This is a genomic window from Kitasatospora sp. NPDC059327 (genome assembly GCF_042752535.1).
In the GTDB taxonomy this organism is placed as follows: Bacteria; Actinomycetota; Actinomycetes; order Streptomycetales; family Streptomycetaceae; genus Kitasatospora.
Map to the genome: position 1 here is coordinate 79,077 of NZ_JBHYYB010000029.1, position 18,062 is coordinate 97,138.

Consider the following 18,062-nt stretch of genomic DNA (forward strand, 5'->3'; position numbering starts at 1 on the left):
GGCGGAGAAGGGGGGGAAGCCCTGAAAGCGGTGCTGGTGAGAAGCGCTATGAAATCGAAACCTACTTGCGGATCGACGATCATGATTACCCGCCGTGATTGGGATTTTGGCTATTTGCGCAACAAAAAGGCCGGAGCCCGCGACGCCGGGGCCGTCGCCCCCGGGCGGGCGCCCCGGCGGCACGGCGAGGGGCCGCCCGGCGGGGCGGTGGACGCGGTCGGGCGGGTGGCCGGCCGCGGTCGCGCCGCCGGCCGCCGCGGCACCCCGGCCGGGCGGTACCCGGACGTCGCGGAGATCACGGTGGCGATCGCGCGACGGTCCGGACCCCCCTGATCGGGTGCCGGGTATTCGTCGGCGCATTGCGACCGGACTCGACCGGTACTGTCGCCAGCTCGAAGAATCCGATGGCGGCGCCGGTCCACAAGCGCGCCGGTGCATTGCCGGGCGGTGCGCCGCGCGGCGGTGGCGATCTTCCCCCACCCCGAGTGAGGCCTTCGGGTCCGCCCCTCCGGCCGGACGGTCCCGGAGCGCCGCGGCCCCGTCCTGGCCGGACCGGGGGCGGCCGGCGGCCGGTCGTGGCCCGGCGTCCGGCCGGCCGCCGGGCCCGCCGTCGAATTCCCCGGACCGGCGGCGGGGAATTCATTGCGGCCGGGACCATTGCCCTGTCGCGGATATGACGAAGGCCCTCGGGCCAATGGTCCGAGGGCCTATTTCAGGGAGCGTCCGGTGACGCTCGGTTTATGCCTTGGTCACGTCCTCGACCTCGTCGTCGTCCTCACGTCCGGGTGTTTTCATGTCGAATTTCACGATGATGAACCGGAAGAGCGCGTAGTACACGGCGGCGAAGCAGAGCCCGATCGGGATGATCATCCAGGGCTTGGTGGCCAGGCTCCAGTTGAGCGCGTAGTCGATCAGGCCGGCCGAGAAGCTGAACCCGTCGTGCACCCCGAGCGCCCAGGTGATCGCCATCGACGCGCCGGTCAGCAGGGCGTGGACCGCGTAGAGCGCGGGCGCCACGTAGGCGAAGGAGTACTCGATCGGTTCGGTGACGCCGGTCACGAAGGAGGTCAGGCCGACCGAGAGCATCAGGCCGTAGATCTCCTTGCGGCGGTGCGGCTTGGCCGCGTGCGCCATCGCCAGGGCGGCGGCCGGCAGCGCGAACATCATGATCGGGAAGAAGCCGGAGGTGAACTGGCCCGCCGTCGGGTCGCCGGCCAGGAAGCGCGGGATGTCACCGTGGACGACGACGCCGTCCGCCTTGGTGTAGTCGCCGAACTGGAACCAGACGAAGGTGTTCAGCAACTGGTGCATGCCGATCAGCAGCAGGAGGCGGTTGGCCACGCCGAAGATGCCCGCGCCGCCCGCGCCCAGGTCGGCCAGTTGCTGGCTCACGTCGTTGAAGGCCCGGCCGATCGGCGGCCAGGCCCAGATCGCCAGCACCGCCAGCAGCATGCCCACCACGGCGGTGATCATCGGGACGAGGCGGCGGCCGTTGAAGAAGCCCAGCCAGTCGACCAGCCGGGTGCGGTGGAAGCGCACCCAGAGCCAGGCCGACAGCAGGCCCATCAGGATGCCCCCCAGGACGCCGGGGTTCTGGTAGGTCGCGGCGGCCGACTTGGCCGAGGTGAAGTCCACGCACTGGGAGCCGACCAGGACGGTCGGCAGCTTGCAGTCCTCCGGGAAGGCGTGCAGGACGGCGTAGAAGACCAGGAAGCCCACCACGGCGGCCAGGGCGGTGGAGCCGTCCGCCTTCTTGGCCATGCCGATCGCGACCCCGATGCAGAACAGCATCGGCAGGCCCAGCGAGGAGTCCAGCAGCGCACCACCCGCCGCCGCGAACACCTTGGCGACGTCGTCCCAGCCGAGGCCGTCCTTGCCGAACACGTCGGGCTGCCCCAGCCGGTTGAGGATGCCCGCCGCCGGGAGCACGGCGACCGGCAGCTGGAGCGAGCGGCCCATCTTCTGGAGTCCGCCGTAGAAGGTGTGCCACCACGTGGTCTGCGGGGCTGTGGCGCCTGCCGAACTCATCCTTCGCCCTCCGAGAGCAGTTGCCGGCCGCTGGTCCCCCGGGGGACCCTCGGACGGGGCTCAGGAACACCCGGGGCGCTTCCTGCGTTCATCGGAGTACACATATATTGGTGTAGACCACTTTGGAAGGCAGGTCGTGCGCACCGGGGCGGAAGCCCCGCTGATCGTCATCCTCGGGTGAAGATCCAGAGCATGCGCGCCGAAATGGGCCAAAAGTGGACTAACGTGGCAGATCGGTCCTGATCGGGTGATGCTAGTCGCGCTGCGGCGCAGCGCGACGGCAGCTGAACCCGCGTCAGCGCCGACAGCGACCTCCCCGGCCATCGGCCGGGGGACCCCGGCACAGCGCAGGACGGCACCCGGCAGAGCAGCCGACGGGCCGAGACAGAGGGAGAAATCAGATGGCCAGCAAGGCTGAGAAGATCGTCGCCGGTCTGGGCGGCATCGACAACATCGAAGAGGTCGAAGGCTGCATCACCCGGCTGCGCACCGAGGTGAAGGACGCCTCCCTCGTCGACGAGGCCGCGCTGAAGGCCGCCGGCGCCCACGGCGTCGTCAAGATGGGCACCGCGATCCAGGTCGTCATCGGCACCGACGCCGACCCGATCGCCGCCGACATCGAGGACATGATGTGAGCTGAGCCCACCAGGCTCACCACCGCCCGGCCCGCCGACCCCCTCACGGACGGCGGGCCGACGCCGTTCGGACACCCCGCCGCCCCCGTCCGTTTCCGACACCCCGCCAGGCACCGCCACCGGCCGCCGCACCCACCCCCGCGCCCGCCGGGGCGTACCGGAACCACCCGGCCGGAGCGACTACGCTCGGTGCCTATGTCACGCATCGACGGCCGCACCCCCGACCAGCTCCGCCCCATCACCATCGAGCGGGGCTGGAGCAAGCACGCCGAAGGCTCCGTCCTCGTCTCCTACGGCGACACCAAGGTGCTGTGCACCGCCAGCGTCACCGAGGGCGTCCCGCGCTGGCGCAAGGGCAGCGGCGAGGGCTGGGTCACCGCCGAGTACTCCATGCTCCCGCGCGCCACCAACACCCGCGGCGACCGCGAGGCCGTCAAGGGCCGCATCGGCGGCCGCACCCACGAGATCAGCCGCCTCATCGGCCGCTCGCTGCGCGCCGTCATCGACCACCGCGCCCTCGCCGAGAACACCATCGTCCTCGACTGCGACGTCCTCCAGGCCGACGGCGGCACCCGCACCGCCGCCATCACCGGCGCCTACGTCGCCCTCGTCGACGCCGTCGCCTGGGCCCGCGAGAAGAAGATCCTCCGCGCCAAGGGCCAGCCCATCACCGGCGGCGTCAGCGCCGTCAGCGTCGGCATCATCGACGGCGTCCCGATGCTCGACCTCCAGTACGAGGAGGACGTCCGGGCCGAGACCGACATGAACATCGTCTGCACCTCCGACGGCCGCTTCGTCGAGGTCCAGGGCACCGCCGAGGGCGCCCCCTTCGACCGCGCCCTGCTCGACCGGCTCCTCGACCTCGGCACCCTCGGCTGCGCCGAGTTGGACGAGATCCAGCGCAAGGTCCTGGAAGGCTGAGTCGCCCCCGGCACCGGTAGGGGCTCCGGCACCCGGCCGCACCGCGGCGCCGCCGCTGTACAGGCCGGGCCCGGAGCCCTTACGGTTCCCGCAGCACCCCGTTGCGGGAACCGCGCACCCCTCGGCGCGCGTCCTTCCCTTCCGGAACCCGCGCACCCAGGAGGACCGGATGCCCCAGAGCATCGCCCGCCCCGCCACCCTCGCCGTGGCCGGCCTGATCGCCATCCTCCCGCTCAGCGCGGTCAGTTGCTCGGCCGCCCAGAAGGCACTCGACTGCGGCAACACCGCGGTCCGCATCACCGGGGACATCAGCGACGTCACCACCGCGTTCAACAACGCGAGCAACGACTCGGCCGCCGCCGGCCAGGCCCTGCAAAAGCTGAAGAACGACCTCGACGACCTCGGCAAGAACTCCAAGAACACCGACGTCTCCAAGGCGATCACCGACCTCAACACCCAGGTCGACAAGGTCCAGCAGGCCGTCAACAACAAGCAGGTGCCCGACCTGAAGCCGCTCGGCGACGCCGCCGGAAACCTCACCCAGGTCTGCACCGGCTGACGTCCGGTTAGGGTGGGTTCATGTCCACCCGTCTGATTCTCGCCACCCGTAACCAGAACAAGGTCGCCGAGCTCCGCGCCATCCTCGGCGAGGCCGGCCTCGACGTCGAACTGGTCGGCGCCGATGCCTATCCGGAGATCCCGGACGTCCGCGAGACCGGCGTCACCTTCGCCGAGAACTCCCTGCTCAAGGCACACGCCCTCGCGCAGGCCACCGGCCTGCCGGCGGTCGCCGACGACTCCGGCCTCTGCGTCGACGTCCTGGGCGGCGCCCCCGGCATCTTCTCCGCCCGCTGGGCCGGCAAGCACGGTGACGACCGCGCCAACCTGGAGCTGCTGCTGGCCCAGCTCGGCGACATCGACACCCCGCACCGCGGCGCCCACTTCTTCTGCGCCGCCGCACTGGCCCTGCCCGACGGCACCGAGCGCGTCGTCGAGGGCCGCCTGCTCGGCACCCTGCGCACCGCCCCGGCCGGCGAGGGCGGCTTCGGCTACGACCCGATCCTGGAGCCGCTGGGCGAGACCCGGACGTGCGCCGAGCTGACGGCGGCGGAGAAGAACGCCATCAGCCACCGCGGCCAGGCCTTCCGCGCCCTGGCCCCGGTGGTGCGGGAGCTCGTCGGCTGACGAGCCCTCGGAAACAGCAAAGGCCCGCCCGGAGATCATCTCCGGGCGGGCCTTCGTTTCTAAGGCTGGTGCGGCCTGAGGGACTCGAACCCTCACGGGATTTCTCCCACTGGATCCTAAGTCCAGCGCGACTGCCAGCTCCGCCAAGGCCGCATGGCCTCTAGTCTAGGGGCTTGCCCGGTGCTGGAACACTGCCATTTCGCGTTGTGGCCCTGTCGTGGCCGTAGTCCGGGACGGACCGTGCGCGCTTGTTCTTGTTGCGCCCGCAGTAGGTGTCGGTGACGGCATGACAGTTCGGGCAGAGCAGTCGGAGGTTGTCGGCCGATTGTCCGACCAGTCTCCGTTGATGTGGTCGACCTCCAGGGTGAGCGGGCAGCCCTGCCACTCGGCCCCGGTGCCACAGCGCTCGCACAGTTCCGACCGACCGATCTCGGACAGGGCTCGGCGGAGTCGCGAGCCGGGGAGCCGCTTGGCACCCAAGGGGCGCTGGACCAGGAGCTGCGCTGGCGGAATCCTGCCGGGAAATCGCTTGCCTCGATTGTGGGCCTGTCCGGTGAAATGCGACGTGTCGATGCCGAACTCCTTGATCCGGCGGCCGATGTGAGCCTGGGTGCCGCCAGCCGGCCGTTGGCGGAGGTGGCGCACCACCCCGGCCACGCTGTACGAGGCCGAAACCGCGTCTTGCAGGAGCTCGTGGGTGTACACGATTCCGGCCGAGCGGAAGTGTGAGGTGTCGATTGTGTACTCGGTCAGCCTGCGCCGCAGGTACGTTCGGCTTTCTTGGTTCGGCTCCCGCCCGAGAGCGGTCGGCATCTCGTCGAGCGAGGTAGCTGCTGCGGCGGTGGTCGCGAGCAGCTCACGGGTGTACTTGACCGGCATGGTCGTCCCCCTTCGGGCCTGTGTGCGCCCGTCCCCCGTGCGGGTGAACGAGTGGGGCGGGGACCGGTCACGGCCTCACCACCAGTACGTCGGGTACGTCCGGCCCGTCAGGCGGGCGGCGAGCAGGCCGGTGGCGGTGAGCAGCAGGGTGGCGAGCAGCAGTAGGGGGAGGAAGCGGGCGGGGTCGGGGGCGGTGAGGGTGACGATGACGGCGGTGGCGGCCGCGGGGGAGTGGGGGGTGCGGGCGAGGGTCATGGCGCCGAGGGCGAGGCCGCCGGCGATGGCGGCGGACCAGTAGGCGGGGGTGGTGACGGCGAGGACGGCGTAGCCGGTGAGGGCGGAGACGAGTTGGCCGCCGATGACGCTGCGGGGCTGGGCGAGGGGGAGGGCGGGGGCGCCGGCGATCAGGGCCATGGAGGCGGCGAGGGGCGGGATGAGGAGGGGTTGGCCGGTGAGGGTGCCGAGGGCGACGAGGGCGAGCAGGGCGGTGACGGCGGTGGCGGTGGAGGTGAGGACGGCGGTGGGGGCCGGTCGGGCGGGGGCTCGGCTGGGGAGGGGCATGGCGGCGGCACTCCTAACGGAAAGGAGATCTGGTAGGCGTTAGTCTGACCTCTTTCGCTAACAGATGGCAAGTGGCGTTACCGTTAGGTATGGGCATGGTGGTGGAGCGTGGCGCGGTGGACGAGATGCCGGTCGGCGGCGAGCATCCGGCGCTGGATCTGGTGAACAGCACCTTCGTCCGCGGGGGTCTGCGCGGGCATCTGGTGGACGTCCTGGTCGAGCCGTCCGACCTGGGCGTCTGGTGGGAGTGGCACGCCGTCGAGCTGGATCTGGCGAGCGCGCCGGCAGGGGAGCCGGGGGCGGCGGAGCTGGCCGCGTTCCTGGAGCTGCGGCGGGCGTTGCGGGCGGTGCTGACCGCGGTGGTGGCGGACGAGCCGGCGGGGGCGGCGGACGTGGCGGTGGTGAACGCGGCGGTGCGGGCGGCGCCGGGGTGGGTGGAGCTGGGGCCGGGGGCGGCCGCGTGCGGGGTGCGCCGGTCGGCGGCGGGGGAGCGCGGGGCGGTGCTGCTGGGGCGGGTGGCGCAGGGGGCGGTGGAACTGCTGACGGGGGGTCGGCGGGAGTCGGTGCGGGCCTGTCCGGCTCCGGGTTGCATCCTGTTCTTCCTGCAGCAGCACGCGCGTCGGGCGTGGTGTTCGACCGCCTGCGGGACGCGGGTGCGGGTGGCCCGGCACAGTCGTCGGCATACGGACGGGTGACCGGCGGGTATCAGCCGTTCGACCGGTGTTGTTGGGGATTTGATTACCAATTGGTACAGACCTATTGACCTATGTGGTTCAGACCACATAGCTTCAGCGCCAATCTGCATTCCCCCACGTGCGTGCTCCCCCACAGGTACGCGCCGACACTCTCTCCCGGAGGACCGAGTGTTGATCCGAAGCACGGCCGAGCAGCGTCCCACCGCTGCCCGCCGCTCCAAGAACCCGGCCGCCCGGGCGGGCACGGCCTCGCTGGCGGTCGCCGGCCTGGCCGGCCTGCTGATGGCCACGCTGGGCGCGGCGCCCTCACAGGCGTCCGCCGCCGTCGACAACGCGGCCTGTCGGCCCGACGGCATGTACCAGACTCCCGGGGTGGACGTCCCGTACTGCAACGTCTACGACACCGAGGGCCGCGAGAAGATGGGCGCCGATCACCAGCGCCGCATCATCGGCTACTTCACCGGCTGGCGCACCGGCAAGGACGGGACCCCGCCCTACCTGGTGAGCGACGTCCCCTGGGACAAGGTCACCCACCTGAACTACGCGTTCGGGCACGTCGGCAGCGACAACAAGATCTCCGTCGGCACCGACAACGACAAGAACGAGGCCACCGGGATCTCCTTCCCGGGCGTCCCCGGGGCCGAGCTGGACCCGTCGCTGCCCTACAAGGGCCACTTCAACCTGCTGACGAAGTTCAAGAAGCAGTACCCGAACGTCAAGACCATGATCTCGGTGGGCGGTTGGACCGAGACCGGCGGGTACTTCGGCGACGACGGCAAGCGCGTCAACTCCGGCGGCTTCTACTCGTTGACCGTCAACCCGGACGGCAGCGTCAACCAGGCGGGCATCGACACCTTCGCCAACTCCTCGGTCGACTTCATCAAGAAGTACGGCTTCAACGGCGTCGACGTCGACTACGAGTACCCGACCTCGATGAAGGACGCGGGCAACCCGCTCGACTGGCAGCTCGCCAACGGCAAGCGCGCCTCGCTGGCCAAGGGCTACGCCGCGCTGATGAAGACGCTGCGCGAGAAGCTGGACCGGGCCGGTGCCGCCGACGGCAAGCACTACCTGCTCTCGGTCGCGGCCCCGTCGTCCGGTTACCTGCTGCGCGGCATGGAGACCTTCCAGATCGCGCAGTACCTGGACTACGTCAACATCATGTCGTACGACCTGCACGGCGCCTGGAACAAGTACGTCGGCCCGAACGCCTCGCTGTTCGACGACGGCAAGGACGGCGAGCTGGCGGCGGCCAACGTGTACGGCACCGGCCAGTACGGCGGTATCGGGTACCTGAACGCCGACTGGTCGTACCACTACTTCCGCGGCTCGATGCCGGGCGGCCGGATCAACGTCGGCCTGCCGTACTACACCCGCGGCTTCAAGAACGTCACCGGTGGCACCAACGGCCTCTGGGGCACCGCGTCCGCGACCACCTGCCCGGTGGGCGCCGGTCTGACGGCGTGCGGTGACGGCGCGGTCGGCATCGACAACATCTGGAACGACAAGGACGACGCGGGCAAGGAGTCCCCGGCGGGCTCGAACCCGATGTGGCACGCGAAGAACCTGGAGAAGGGCGTCGTGCCCGACTACCTCTCCAAGTACGGCGTGACCGACACCGCCCTGCAGGGCACCTACACCCGCAACTACAGCTCCACCCTGGTGGCGCCGTGGCTGTGGAACGACACCAAGAAGGTGTTCCTCTCCACCGAGGACGAGCAGTCGGTGGCCGCCAAGGCGGACTACATCGTCAACCAGGGCGCCGGCGGCGCGATGATCTGGGAGCTCGCGGGCGACTACAAGTGGGACGCGGCCGCCAACGGCGGCAAGGGCCAGTACGTGCCGGGCTCGACGCTGACCTCGCTGATGTACGACAAGTTCAAGGCGGCCTCGCCGTACGGCGCGACCCGCTCGACGATCGCGCTGCCGCAGCAGACCCTGCCGATCGACGTGTCGTTCACCAACTTCGCGCTGGGTGACTCGAACTACCCGATCAACCCGAAGATCCACGTCGTCAACAACTCGACGCTGACCCTGCCGGGCGGCACCGAGTTCCAGTTCGACTACAGCAACTCGGCTCCGGGCAACGCCAAGGACCAGTCCGGCTTCGGGCTGACCGTGATCAAGCAGGACAACCCCGGTCCGGGCAACGTGGGCGGCCTCAAGGGCACCTACAACCGCGTCTCGGTGAAGCTGCCGGGCTGGCAGTCGCTGGCGCCGGGTGCGTCGATCGACATGGACTTCGTCTACTACCTGCCGGTCTCGACGCCGTCGAACTGGACGGTCAACGTCGCCGGCACGCTGTACGGCCTCAAGGGCGACCTGACCCGCGGCAGCACCGGCGGCAGCACCCCGACGCCGACCGCGACGCCGACCGTCACCCCGACCGTGACGCCCACCGTGACCCCGACGGTCACGCCCACGGTCACCCCGACCGTGACGCCGACGGTGACGCCCACCGTCACGCCGACGGTGACCCCGACCGCGACCCCGACCTCGGGTGCCTGCACGGGCGCGCCGAGCTGGGACGCGGGCACCACCTACGCGTCCACCACCAAGGTGTCCTGGAAGGGCCACTACTACCAGAACAAGTGGTGGACCAAGGGCGACGACCCCAGTGCCAGTGGCTCGTGGGGCGTCTGGAGCGACCTCGGGGCCTGCTGATCGGGACCGACCGATGAGCACGGCTCAGTGAGGTGAGAGACGCGGTGGCGGTGCACCCGGTCGGGGGGTGCGCCGCCACCGCTTCGTCGTGGGCCCTGCCGGCGCCCGGCGGTCCGCCCGCCCGGCGCCGGGGGGTCAGGCCGCCTCGACCTTCAGGTCGCGCAGCAGCTTGGCGACGTGGCCGGTGGCCTTGACGTTGTACAGGGCGTGCTCGACCTTGCCCCGCTCGTCCACGATCACCGTGGAGCGGATCACGCCGGTGACGGTCTTGCCGTACAGCTTCTTCTCGCCGAACGCGCCGTACGCCTCCAGCACCTTCTTCTCCGGGTCGGAGAGCAGGGTGACCTTGAGGTCCTCCGCCTCGCGGAACTTGCCGAGCTTCTCCGGCTTGTCCGGCGAGATGCCGATGACGTCGTAACCGGCGCCGGCGAAGACCTCCAGGTTGTCGGTGAAGTCGCAGGCCTGCTTGGTGCAGCCGGGGGTGAGCGCGGCGGGGTAGAAGTACACGATCACCTTGCGGCCGAGGTGGTCGGCCAGGGACACCTGGCCGCCGTCGGCGTCGGACAGGCTGAAGGCGGGCGCGGGGTCGCCGGGCTGGAGACGCTCACTCACGGGGGACTCTCCTGGTGCGTGGACGGGTGGTCGTACCACGGCCAACTTACCTCCGATGGTGGGTGGGGCCGCGCGGGCCGGGGCGGCAACTGACAAACTGGGTCAGTCGCACAGGACAACATCAGTGAATTGGGGTGGCCCGCGTGGGCGAGGCGAGCACGAAGGACAGCGCGGCGAGGACGACCGCCCAGATCGAGGCGGACATCTCCCGTACCCGCACCCAGCTGGCGGCGACCCTGGACGAGCTCGCCATGCGCGTCCACCCGAGCACCATCACGGCCCAGGTCAAGGCGAAGGCCGTGGCCACCGTGGAGGAGAAGGCCGGCCGGGCGTACGTGGCCGCCAGCGGGCTGGTCGAGCAGGCCAAGGCGCGGTTCGTGGACGAGAAGGGCCGGCCGCGCAAGGAGCGGATCGTTCCCGCCGCGCTGGTCGGCGCCGGTCTGGTGCTGCTGGTCGCTTCGGCCCGCAAGCGCCGCAAGGGCTGAGCGGCGCGACCGCGCGGGGCCGGGTGCCGTCGCACCCGGCCTTCCGTATGCCGGTCCGGCGTCACGCCGGGCGCCCGGGAGCGGTACCTTCGGGGTCGTGAGTACGAACGACGAACCGACCCTGCGCACCACCTCCCCCGAGCAGGACCCGCCGCGCCACGACCGGCTCGGCGAGAAGCTGCCGATCAAGATGCTGCACGACCGCGTGCTGGTGAAGACCGAGGGCAGCGAGGGCGAGCGCCGCTCGACCGGCGGCATCCTCATCCCGGCCACCGCGGAGCTGTCCAAGCGCTGCACCTGGGCCGAGGCCGTTGCGGTGGGCCAGAGCGTCCGCTCGGTCGAGCCCGGCGACCGCGTCCTGTACGACCCGGAGGACAAGCTGGAGGTCGAGGTCCGCGGCGCCACCTACGTGCTGCTGCGCGAGCGGGACCTGCACGCGGTGGCCGCGATGCGCTTCGGCGACACGGAGGGTTCGACCGGACTGTACCTCTGAGGGCCCGCCGGGGCCCTTCTTCGTGCCGGGCCCCCTCCGGGCCCGACCCGCTGTTCCCGGGGCGGGCCGTCGCGCGGTGCGCGTGGCGGCCCGCCGTGTCGTTCCCCGGGCCGTTCCCCGGGCCGTTCCCGGTGTCGCCCCGGTGTCGCCCCCGTGGCGTTCCCCGGGCCGTTGTCGGTGGGCGGCAGTAGGGTCCGGCCATGAGTACTGGTGGGTCTTCGGGCGGAGCGCCCTCGATCGGTGACGACCAGCGTCGGGCCCGGCTCGGGCTGCGGCACCTGCTGGCGTCGGCCGGGCGGGCGGCGCGGGTGGAGCAGGTGGCGGACGCGGTCGTCGGGCTGCACGCCTCGGACGCCGCGACGGTCTACCTCTCGGCCTGCGCGCGGCTGACCGAGCCGTCGGCGGCGGAGGTGGAGCGCGCGCTGTACGAGGACGTCTCGCTGGTCAAGCTGCTGTCGATGCGGCGCACGCTCTTCGCGGTGACGGAGGGGTTCGCCCCGTACGTCAGTTCCGCGGCGGCGCGGGCGATCGCCGTCAAGGAGCGGGCGACGCTGCTCAAGCACCTGCGGGAGTTCGCCGAGGGGTGGGACGAGCCGAGGCTCGCCGAGACGGAGCGGGCGGTGCTCGCGGCGCTGGCCGCGCGGGGCGAGGCCACGACGGCCGAACTCGGCGCGGACGTACCGGCGTTGCGCGAGACGATGCTGATGGCGCAGGGCAAGCCGTACGAGGCCCGGCAGAGCGTGGGCAGCCGGCTGTTGCGGCTGCTGGCCTCGGACGGGCATGTGCGGCGCTGCCGGCCGCGCGGCTCCTGGCTGAGCAGCAGCTACCCGTGGGCGCCGGTGCCGCAGTGGCCGGACGTGCCGGTGCGGGAGGCGAAGGCCGAGGTGGTCCGGCGGTGGCTGGCGGCGTACGGCCCGGCCACCGTCGAGGACGTGAAGTGGTGGACGGGCTGGACGCTGGGGGACACCCGCCGGGCGCTCGCGGACCTCGGCGCGGTCGGCGTGGCGCTGGCCGGCGGGGTGGCGGGCCTGGTGCTGCCGGGGGACGAGGGGCCGGTGGAGGAGCCCGAGCCGTGGGCGGCGCTGCTGCCGGCGCTCGATCCGACGGTGATGGGCTGGCGGGGCCGTGACTGGTACCTGCGGCCGGAGGACGTGCCGGCGCTGTTCGACCGGGCGGGCAACGCCGGGCCGACGCTCTGGTGGGGCGGCCGGGTGGTCGGTGGCTGGGCGCAGCGACCCGACGGCGAGCCGGTGTGGCGGCTGTTCGCCGATGTCGGGGCCGAGGCGCGGGCGGCGATCGAGGCGGAGGCGGCGCGGTTGTCGGGCTGGCTGGGGGAGGTGCGGGTGACGCCGCGGTTCCGGACCCCGCTGGAGCGGGAGCTGGGCGCCTAGCGCCCGCCTCGGGGGGCCTGTCCGGCGGGTTGTCCGGCCAGCTGCGCGGTGCGCTGTCCGGCCTGCCCGGCGGGTCCTCCGGTCGGCTGGCGGGTCGGTGGCGCGGTGGCGTCGGCGGCCGGGGGCGGGGTGCTCGGGGGCTGGGCCGGGGTCGGGGTGGTGGTCGGTCGCGGGGGCGGGGTGGGGCGGTTGGTGGGGGTGGGCGGCTGTTCCGGGGTGGGCGTCGGGGCGGGGGCCTCGGGCGTGGGGGCGGGTACCGTCTCGGTGGGCCGGTTGCTCGGGCCGGTCGGTGCGGGGGCGGAGGGCGCCGGGGTGCTCGGCGGTGCGGCGGTGGCGGAGGCGGTGGCGCTCGCCGTGGTGCTGGGCGACGCCGACGGGGAGGGCGAGGGGCCGGTGCTCGGCTCGCCGGACTGGGCGCTGCCGCGGCCGGGCTGGAGGTCGAAGCGCTGGATGTCGCGGCCGTCGAGCGCGTCGGCCATGTAGGCGGTCCAGATCCGGGTGGGGAAGGCGCCGCCGTTGATCCGTTCGTAGCCGGCGGTGCCGGACAGCGGCTCCTTGGCGTGGGTCTTCGGGTTCTCCCGGAACAGGCCTACGGTGGTGGCGAGTTCGGGGGTGAAGCCGGCGAACCAGGCGGAGAGGTTGGCGTCGGTGGTGCCGGTCTTCCCGGCGGCGGGGCGTCCGAGGTCGAGGGCGGCGGCGCCGGTGCCGCGCGGGCTGACGACATCGCGCAGGACGTCGGTGACGGCGTCGGCGGTGCCCCGGTCGAGCGCGGTGGTGGGGACGTGGTCGGGCATCTTGGGGACGTCGACGGAGCCGCCGGTGGTGACGCGTTCGAGCTTGGTGACCGACCAGGGGGTGTACGCCTGGCCGTGGTTGGCGAAGCCGGCGTAGGCGCCGGCCAGGTTGAGGGCGCTGGGGGTGGCGGTGCCGAGCGTCATCGAGGTGTTGGCCGGGTCCATGCCGGGGACGTTGTCGGGGATGCCGAGCCGGACGGCGGTCTCCCGGACGTGGGCGAGTCCGGCGTCGACGCCCTCCTGCGCGTACACCGAGTTGACGGACTTCACCATGGCGTAGCGCAGGGTGATGGTGCCGTAGTCGATGTCGTCCTCGTTGGGCGGCGCGTACGGGGTGGGGCCACCGAGGACGGGGCGTTCGCTGGTGCCGTCGTAGCGGGTCTCGGTGGTGATCGGGCGGCCGTCGCCGCTGCTGCGCCCGGAGGTGAGGCCGGCGGCCAGGTCGAAGGCCTTGAAGGTGGAGCCGATCTGGTTGTCCTGGCGCAGGACGTCGTTGTAGGGCTGTTTGGCGTAGTCGGGGCCGCCGTAGACGGCGACGACGCGGCCGGTGGCGGGTTCGACGGAGGCGCCGGCGACCCGGACGTCGGTGTCGGTGGTGGGCCGGGCCTTGGGGTCGAGCTCGTCGGTGAGTTCCTGCTGGACGGCGCGGACGAAGGCGTCCTGGCGGGGTTTGTCGAAGGTGGTGGTGATGCGCCAGCCGCCGGCCTTGAGGGTGGCGGCGTCGATGATGCCGGCCGAGACGAGGTAGTCGTCGGCGACGCCGACCAGGTAGCCGGACTGGCCGCTGAGGCCGGTGGCGGGCTGGGGGTCGATCGGTTCGGGAAAGGTGACGGCGGCGCGGTCGGCCGGGGTGAGGAAGCCGAGCTGGACCATGCCGTCGAGGGTGTAGTTCCAGCGGGCGACGGCCTTGTCGCGGTTGGCGGGGGTGGCGGTCCTGACGTCGTAGACGCTGGGGGCCTGCAGCAGGGCGGCGAGGTAGGCGCCCTGGGGGAGGGTGAGGTCGGAGACGTCGACGCCGTAGTAGGCGTGGGCGGCGCTCTGGATGCCGTAGGCGCCGCGGCCGAAGTAGCTGCTGTTGAGGTAGCCGTCGAGGATCTGGTTCTTGCTGCGCTGCTGGTCGACCTTGAGCGCGATGAAGAGTTCGCGGCCCTTGCGCTCGATGGTCTGGTCCTGGGTCAGGTAGTAGTTCTTGACGTACTGCTGGGTGATGGTGGAGCCGCCCTGCGTGCCGCGTCCGGTGAGGGTGTTCCAGCCGGCCCGGAGCATGCCCTTCAGGTCGATGCCGCCGTTCTGGTAGAAGGTGCGGTCCTCGGCGGAGACGACGGCGTGCTGGGTGTCGAGCGGGATCTGGGCGATCGTCACGTCGGTGCGGTTCACGGCGCCGGTGCGGGCGATCTCGGTGCTGCCGTCGGAGTACAGGTAGATGTTGTTCTGCGCCACGGCGTGGGCGTTGGCGTCGGGGACGGGGACGATGAGGTAGAGCACGGCGAAGGAGCCGACGGCGAGGAGCAGGACGGCGGTGAGCGCGCCGAGGGTGACCCGCCAGGTGGGCAGGAGCCGGCGCCACAGCGGCCTGGCGCGGCGGGCTTCGCGGCGGGCGGCCCGTCTGGCCTGACGCCGGGTGCGGTGGTCTGCCCTCAAGGTCATGCCGCGATTATGTGCTATTTGACCCCGGATCAGGCGCTGCATTAACCGGGTGCGCGAGAAGATCGTCGGCGGTACGGTGAAAGGTGCGAACCACATAGCGCACCACGTTCGGACAGCTCCGCCCGTCTGACCCGGTCCCCCCGGGTGCGGCCGGCCGGAGCCGGTCCGCGTGCGCCGGTGTCCCCGGGGACACCCGCCCGCTCCTATTTGTCGACAAGGAGACAATATGTCGAAAGCTCTGCCCGTCGAGCCGCAGTTCCGGCACCCTCCCGATCCCGGCGCCGATCCCGGCGGCGCTCCGGGCGCGGTTCCGGGCGCCGGCGCCCTGTCCGCCGGCCGCGGCGCGGTGGCGCTCCACCTCGCCATCGCCCGGGGAGCCTTCCGCCGCTACGCCACCTACCGGGCCGCCACGCTGGCCGGGGCCTTCACCAACACCGTCTTCGGCCTCATCCTCGCCTACACCTTCGTCGCCCTCTGGCAGGCCCGGCCCGGCCTCGGCGGCTACGACCAGACCGCCGCCGTCACCTACATCTGGGTCAGCCAGGCGCTGCTGGTCACCGTCGCGGTCTGGGGCGGCGGCTTCCAGGACGACGTCCAGGACCGGTTCCGCAGCGGCGACATCGCCGTCGACCTCTACCGCCCGGTGGACTTCCAGGGCTGGTGGCTGGCCACCGACCTCGGCCGGGCCGGCTTCCACCTGCTCGCCCGCGGCGCCCCGCCGATGCTGGTCGGCGGGCTGATCTTCCGGATCCGGGTGCCCGAGCAGCCGCTCACCTGGCTGTTCTTCCTCCTCTCGGTCCTGCTCGCGGTGGTGGTCAGCTTCGGGCTGCGCTTCCTCGTCTCGCTCACCGGCTTCTGGCTGCACGACTCGGAGGGCGTGCGCTCGGTGATGCTGGTGGTGGCGATGTTCTTCTCCGGGATGCTGCTGCCGCTGGCGCTCTTCCCCGGCCTGCTCGGCGAGATCGCGCCGGTCCTGCCCTGGGCCGCGCTGGTCCAGGTGCCGACCGACGTCTTCCTGGAGCGGGCGACCGGGACGGCGCTGCTCGGCGAGCTCGGCTTCCAACTCGCCTGGGGCGCGGGGCTGGTCGCCGCGGGCCGGGGCGTCCAGCTGCTCGCGACCCGCAAGGTGGTGGTCCAGGGTGGCTGACCCGACCCCCGCCGCCGGTGCGGCGGACCCGCGCACCGACCCGGCCGGTCTGCTCCTGACCGATCTGCTCCTGACCGACCGGGGCCTGCTCGCCCGGACCCGCTGGGCCCTGCGGGCCTGGGGGCTCACCGCCGCGATGTGGACGCGGGCGATCATGTCCTACCGGGCGTCCTTCGTGCTGATGCTCGTCGCCAACCTGGTGGTCACCTTCCTCGACTTCGTCGTGGTGATCCTGATGTTCCGGCACACCGACCGGCTCGGCGGCTGGACCTTGCCCGAACTCGGCTTCCTCTACGGCACCTCGGGCTTCGCGCTCGGCATGGCCAACCTCCTGGTCGGCAGCGTCGACGGTCTCGGCGAGCGGATCCGGGCGGGCACGCTGGACACCATGCTGATCCGGCCCGCCCCGGCGCTCGCCCAGGTCTGCGCGGAGCGCTTCTCGCTGCGCCGGCTCGGACGGCCGGCGCAGGCGGTCGCCGTGCTCCTCTGGTCGCTGCCCGCCCTGGACGTGGCCTGGACCTGGGACCGGGTGCTGCTGGTGCCGGTCCTGCTGGTCTGCGGCACGGCGATCTTCGCGGCGATCTTCGTGGGCTTCGCCGCCCTCCAGTTCTGGTGGGGCGAGGCCAAGGAGATCCAGAACGCCTTCACCTACGGCGGCGCCACCGTGCTGCACTACCCGCCGACCGTCTTCGCCAAGGAACTGGTGGCGGGCACCGTGTTCGGCATCCCGCTGGCCTTCGTCAACTGGCTGCCGGCGCTGCGCATCCTCGACCGGCCCGACCCGCTCGGCCTGCCCACCGCCTTCCAGTACGCCTCGCCGCTCGCCGCCGTGCTCGCGCTGGTGGCCGCCGGGCTGGCCTGGCGCGCCGGGCTGCGGGCCTACCGCGGCACCGGCAGCTGATCCCGGGCCCCGGCCCGGTCCCCCGCTCCCTCCTGAAAGCAGAACTCCCATGGCACTGATCGAACTCGACGACGTCCGCCGTACCTTCACCGTGCGCGCCAAGGTCGGCCGGCTGAAGCGCGAGAAGCGTGAGGTCCGCGCGGTGGACGGGCTGAGCTTCACCGTGGAGGCCGGCGAATGCGTCGGCTACATCGGCCCGAACGGCGCGGGCAAGTCCACCACCATCAAGATGCTCACCGGCATCCTGGTGCCCTCCGGCGGCCGGCTGCGCGTCGCCGGTGTCGACCCGGCCCGCGAACGCGTCGCGCTGGCCCGCCGGATCGGCGTCGTCTTCGGGCAGCGCACCACGCTCTGGTGGGACCTCCCGCTCCGGGACTCCTACGAACTGGCCCGCCGGATCTACCGCATCCCCGAGCACCGATATCGCGTCAATCTCGAACGCTGTGTCGAACTGCTCGACCTGGGAGGCCTGTTGGACACGCCGGTGCGCCAGCTCTCGCTCGGCCAGCGGATGCGCGGGGACTTGGCGGCGGCCCTGCTGCACGACCCGCAGGTGCTCTACCTGGACGAGCCCACCATCGGGCTCGACGTGGTGAGCAAGGGCCGGGTGCGCGACTTCCTGCGCGAGGTCAACCGGGAGCAGGGCACCACCGTGCTGCTGACCACCCACGACCTCACCGACATCGAACAGCTCTGCGGCCGGGTCATGGTGATCGACCACGGCCGGGTCGTCTACGACGGCGGCCTGGAGGGCCTGCACGCGGCGGGCGAGAGCGAGCGGACCCTGGTCGTCGACCTCGCCGAGGCGCGGCCGCCGATCGAGGTGCCCGGCGCCCGGGTGGTGAAGGTCGAGGGGCCGCGCCAGTGGCTGGCCTTCCCCGCCCAGCAGAGCGCCGCCCCGATCGTCGCCGCCGTCGCCGACCGGTACCCGATGGTCGACCTGTCGGTGCGCGAGCCGGCCATCGAGGACGTGATCGCCCGGATGTACGCGGAGGTCGCGATCGGCTGACGGCCGGGGGTGGGG

General features: G+C 71.9%; 17 protein-coding genes and 1 tRNA gene. 12 read left to right on the forward strand and 6 right to left on the reverse strand.

The genetic code is table 11. From position 1 onward, the window contains the following. Window positions 1-738: 738 nt before the first annotated feature. The gene (locus ACFXHB_RS19600) at window positions 739-2,028 is read right to left on the reverse strand and encodes a PTS transporter subunit EIIC (RefSeq protein WP_380575728.1); all 1,290 of its coding nucleotides are present in this window, start codon (window positions 2,026-2,028) and stop codon (window positions 739-741) included. Between the two features lie 401 nt (window positions 2,029-2,429). On the opposite strand from ACFXHB_RS19600, the gene ACFXHB_RS19605 reads away from it, so the two are divergent. From ACFXHB_RS19605 to rdgB, 4 genes are all read left to right on the forward strand, one after another. Next, the gene (locus ACFXHB_RS19605; RefSeq protein WP_030060521.1) at window positions 2,430-2,663 is read left to right on the forward strand and encodes a glucose PTS transporter subunit EIIB; all 234 of its coding nucleotides are present in this window, start codon (window positions 2,430-2,432) and stop codon (window positions 2,661-2,663) included. Between the two features lie 195 nt (window positions 2,664-2,858). After that, on the forward strand, window positions 2,859-3,584 hold the full coding sequence (rph, locus tag ACFXHB_RS19610; protein WP_380575730.1) for a ribonuclease PH: 726 nt from the start codon (window positions 2,859-2,861) through the stop codon (window positions 3,582-3,584). Window positions 3,585-3,753: 169 nt separating this feature from the next. Then, on the forward strand, window positions 3,754-4,143 hold the full coding sequence (locus tag ACFXHB_RS19615; RefSeq protein ID WP_380575732.1) for a hypothetical protein: 390 nt from the start codon (window positions 3,754-3,756) through the stop codon (window positions 4,141-4,143). Window positions 4,144-4,163: 20 nt separating this feature from the next. After that, window positions 4,164-4,769 (forward strand): RdgB/HAM1 family non-canonical purine NTP pyrophosphatase, encoded by a 606-nt coding sequence (gene rdgB / locus ACFXHB_RS19620; RefSeq protein WP_380575734.1) that lies wholly within the window; start codon window positions 4,164-4,166, stop codon window positions 4,767-4,769. 66 nt (window positions 4,770-4,835) lie between these two features. Here rdgB and ACFXHB_RS19625 read toward each other — a convergent pair. From ACFXHB_RS19625 to ACFXHB_RS19635, 3 genes are all read right to left on the reverse strand, one after another. Continuing rightward, window positions 4,836-4,922, reverse strand: a tRNA-Leu gene (locus ACFXHB_RS19625). A 12-nt stretch (window positions 4,923-4,934) separates the two neighbouring features. Beyond that, the gene (locus ACFXHB_RS19630; protein WP_380575736.1) at window positions 4,935-5,648 is read right to left on the reverse strand and encodes an HNH endonuclease; all 714 of its coding nucleotides are present in this window, start codon (window positions 5,646-5,648) and stop codon (window positions 4,935-4,937) included. Window positions 5,649-5,723: 75 nt separating this feature from the next. Next, on the reverse strand, window positions 5,724-6,209 hold the full coding sequence (locus ACFXHB_RS19635; RefSeq protein WP_380575738.1) for an HPP family protein: 486 nt from the start codon (window positions 6,207-6,209) through the stop codon (window positions 5,724-5,726). Between the two features lie 95 nt (window positions 6,210-6,304). Between ACFXHB_RS19635 and ACFXHB_RS19640 the strand changes: the two genes are divergently transcribed. After that, entirely contained in the window at window positions 6,305-6,904 is a 600-nt protein-coding gene (locus tag ACFXHB_RS19640; protein WP_380575740.1) for a CGNR zinc finger domain-containing protein, read from the forward strand. Between the two features lie 282 nt (window positions 6,905-7,186). Continuing rightward, window positions 7,187-9,568, forward strand: a complete 2,382-nt coding sequence (locus ACFXHB_RS19645; protein WP_380575770.1) for a chitinase C-terminal domain-containing protein — start codon at window positions 7,187-7,189, stop codon at window positions 9,566-9,568. A 135-nt stretch (window positions 9,569-9,703) separates the two neighbouring features. On the opposite strand, the gene bcp is transcribed toward ACFXHB_RS19645, so the two are convergent. Next, a complete protein-coding gene (gene bcp, locus ACFXHB_RS19650) occupies window positions 9,704-10,180 on the reverse strand; it encodes a thioredoxin-dependent thiol peroxidase (protein ID WP_380575742.1) in 477 nt (158 codons plus the stop codon). Window positions 10,181-10,323: 143 nt separating this feature from the next. On the opposite strand from bcp, the gene ACFXHB_RS19655 reads away from it, so the two are divergent. From ACFXHB_RS19655 to ACFXHB_RS19665, 3 genes are all read left to right on the forward strand, one after another. Next, window positions 10,324-10,665, forward strand: a complete 342-nt coding sequence (locus ACFXHB_RS19655) for a DUF3618 domain-containing protein (protein ID WP_380575743.1) — start codon at window positions 10,324-10,326, stop codon at window positions 10,663-10,665. A 190-nt stretch (window positions 10,666-10,855) separates the two neighbouring features. Continuing rightward, window positions 10,856-11,158: a co-chaperone GroES gene (locus tag ACFXHB_RS19660; RefSeq protein ID WP_148645002.1), complete on the forward strand. Its 303-nt coding sequence runs from the start codon at window positions 10,856-10,858 to the stop codon at window positions 11,156-11,158. Window positions 11,159-11,358: 200 nt separating this feature from the next. Then, the gene (locus tag ACFXHB_RS19665) at window positions 11,359-12,549 is read left to right on the forward strand and encodes a winged helix DNA-binding domain-containing protein (RefSeq protein WP_380575745.1); all 1,191 of its coding nucleotides are present in this window, start codon (window positions 11,359-11,361) and stop codon (window positions 12,547-12,549) included. Here ACFXHB_RS19665 and ACFXHB_RS19670 read toward each other — a convergent pair. Then, window positions 12,546-14,990 carry a transglycosylase domain-containing protein gene (locus tag ACFXHB_RS19670; protein ID WP_380575747.1) on the reverse strand — a complete coding sequence of 815 codons (2,445 nt, stop codon included), beginning with the start codon at window positions 14,988-14,990 and terminating at the stop codon, window positions 12,546-12,548. The two genes, ACFXHB_RS19665 and ACFXHB_RS19670, sit on opposite strands and share 4 nt — an antisense overlap. Before the next feature lie 346 nt (window positions 14,991-15,336). Between ACFXHB_RS19670 and ACFXHB_RS19675 the strand changes: the two genes are divergently transcribed. Genes ACFXHB_RS19675 through ACFXHB_RS19685 form a run of 3 tightly spaced genes read left to right on the forward strand, consistent with a single transcriptional unit; the run spans window position 15,337 to window position 18,047 of the window. Continuing rightward, entirely contained in the window at window positions 15,337-16,137 is an 801-nt protein-coding gene (locus ACFXHB_RS19675) for an ABC transporter permease (RefSeq protein ID WP_380575773.1), read from the forward strand. Further along, window positions 16,130-17,038, forward strand: a complete 909-nt coding sequence (locus tag ACFXHB_RS19680; RefSeq protein WP_380575749.1) for an ABC transporter permease — start codon at window positions 16,130-16,132, stop codon at window positions 17,036-17,038. The genes ACFXHB_RS19675 and ACFXHB_RS19680 overlap by 8 nt, the downstream gene beginning before the upstream one ends. Window positions 17,039-17,087: 49 nt before the next feature. Then, window positions 17,088-18,047: an ATP-binding cassette domain-containing protein gene (locus ACFXHB_RS19685; protein WP_380575751.1), complete on the forward strand. Its 960-nt coding sequence runs from the start codon at window positions 17,088-17,090 to the stop codon at window positions 18,045-18,047. Window positions 18,048-18,062 lie beyond the last annotated feature (15 nt).

Excerpts from the sequence above, each read along its gene's own strand:
- ACFXHB_RS19600 (WP_380575728.1), bottom strand. The coding sequence starts at position 2,028 with ATGAGTTCGGCAGGCGCCACAGCCCCGCAGACCACGTGGTGGCACACC.
- ACFXHB_RS19605 (WP_030060521.1), top strand. The coding sequence starts at position 2,430 with ATGGCCAGCAAGGCTGAGAAGATCGTCGCCGGTCTGGGCGGCATCGAC.
- rph (WP_380575730.1), top strand. The coding sequence starts at position 2,859 with ATGTCACGCATCGACGGCCGCACCCCCGACCAGCTCCGCCCCATCACC.
- ACFXHB_RS19615 (WP_380575732.1), top strand. The coding sequence starts at position 3,754 with ATGCCCCAGAGCATCGCCCGCCCCGCCACCCTCGCCGTGGCCGGCCTG.
- rdgB (WP_380575734.1), top strand. The coding sequence starts at position 4,164 with ATGTCCACCCGTCTGATTCTCGCCACCCGTAACCAGAACAAGGTCGCC.
- ACFXHB_RS19630 (WP_380575736.1), bottom strand. The coding sequence starts at position 5,648 with ATGCCGGTCAAGTACACCCGTGAGCTGCTCGCGACCACCGCCGCAGCA.
- ACFXHB_RS19635 (WP_380575738.1), bottom strand. The coding sequence starts at position 6,209 with ATGCCCCTCCCCAGCCGAGCCCCCGCCCGACCGGCCCCCACCGCCGTC.
- ACFXHB_RS19640 (WP_380575740.1), top strand. The coding sequence starts at position 6,305 with ATGGTGGTGGAGCGTGGCGCGGTGGACGAGATGCCGGTCGGCGGCGAG.
- ACFXHB_RS19645 (WP_380575770.1), top strand. The coding sequence starts at position 7,187 with ATGGCCACGCTGGGCGCGGCGCCCTCACAGGCGTCCGCCGCCGTCGAC.
- ACFXHB_RS19660 (WP_148645002.1), top strand. The coding sequence starts at position 10,856 with ATGCTGCACGACCGCGTGCTGGTGAAGACCGAGGGCAGCGAGGGCGAG.
- ACFXHB_RS19665 (WP_380575745.1), top strand. The coding sequence starts at position 11,359 with ATGAGTACTGGTGGGTCTTCGGGCGGAGCGCCCTCGATCGGTGACGAC.
- ACFXHB_RS19670 (WP_380575747.1), bottom strand. The coding sequence starts at position 14,990 with ATGACCTTGAGGGCAGACCACCGCACCCGGCGTCAGGCCAGACGGGCC.
- ACFXHB_RS19685 (WP_380575751.1), top strand. The coding sequence starts at position 17,088 with ATGGCACTGATCGAACTCGACGACGTCCGCCGTACCTTCACCGTGCGC.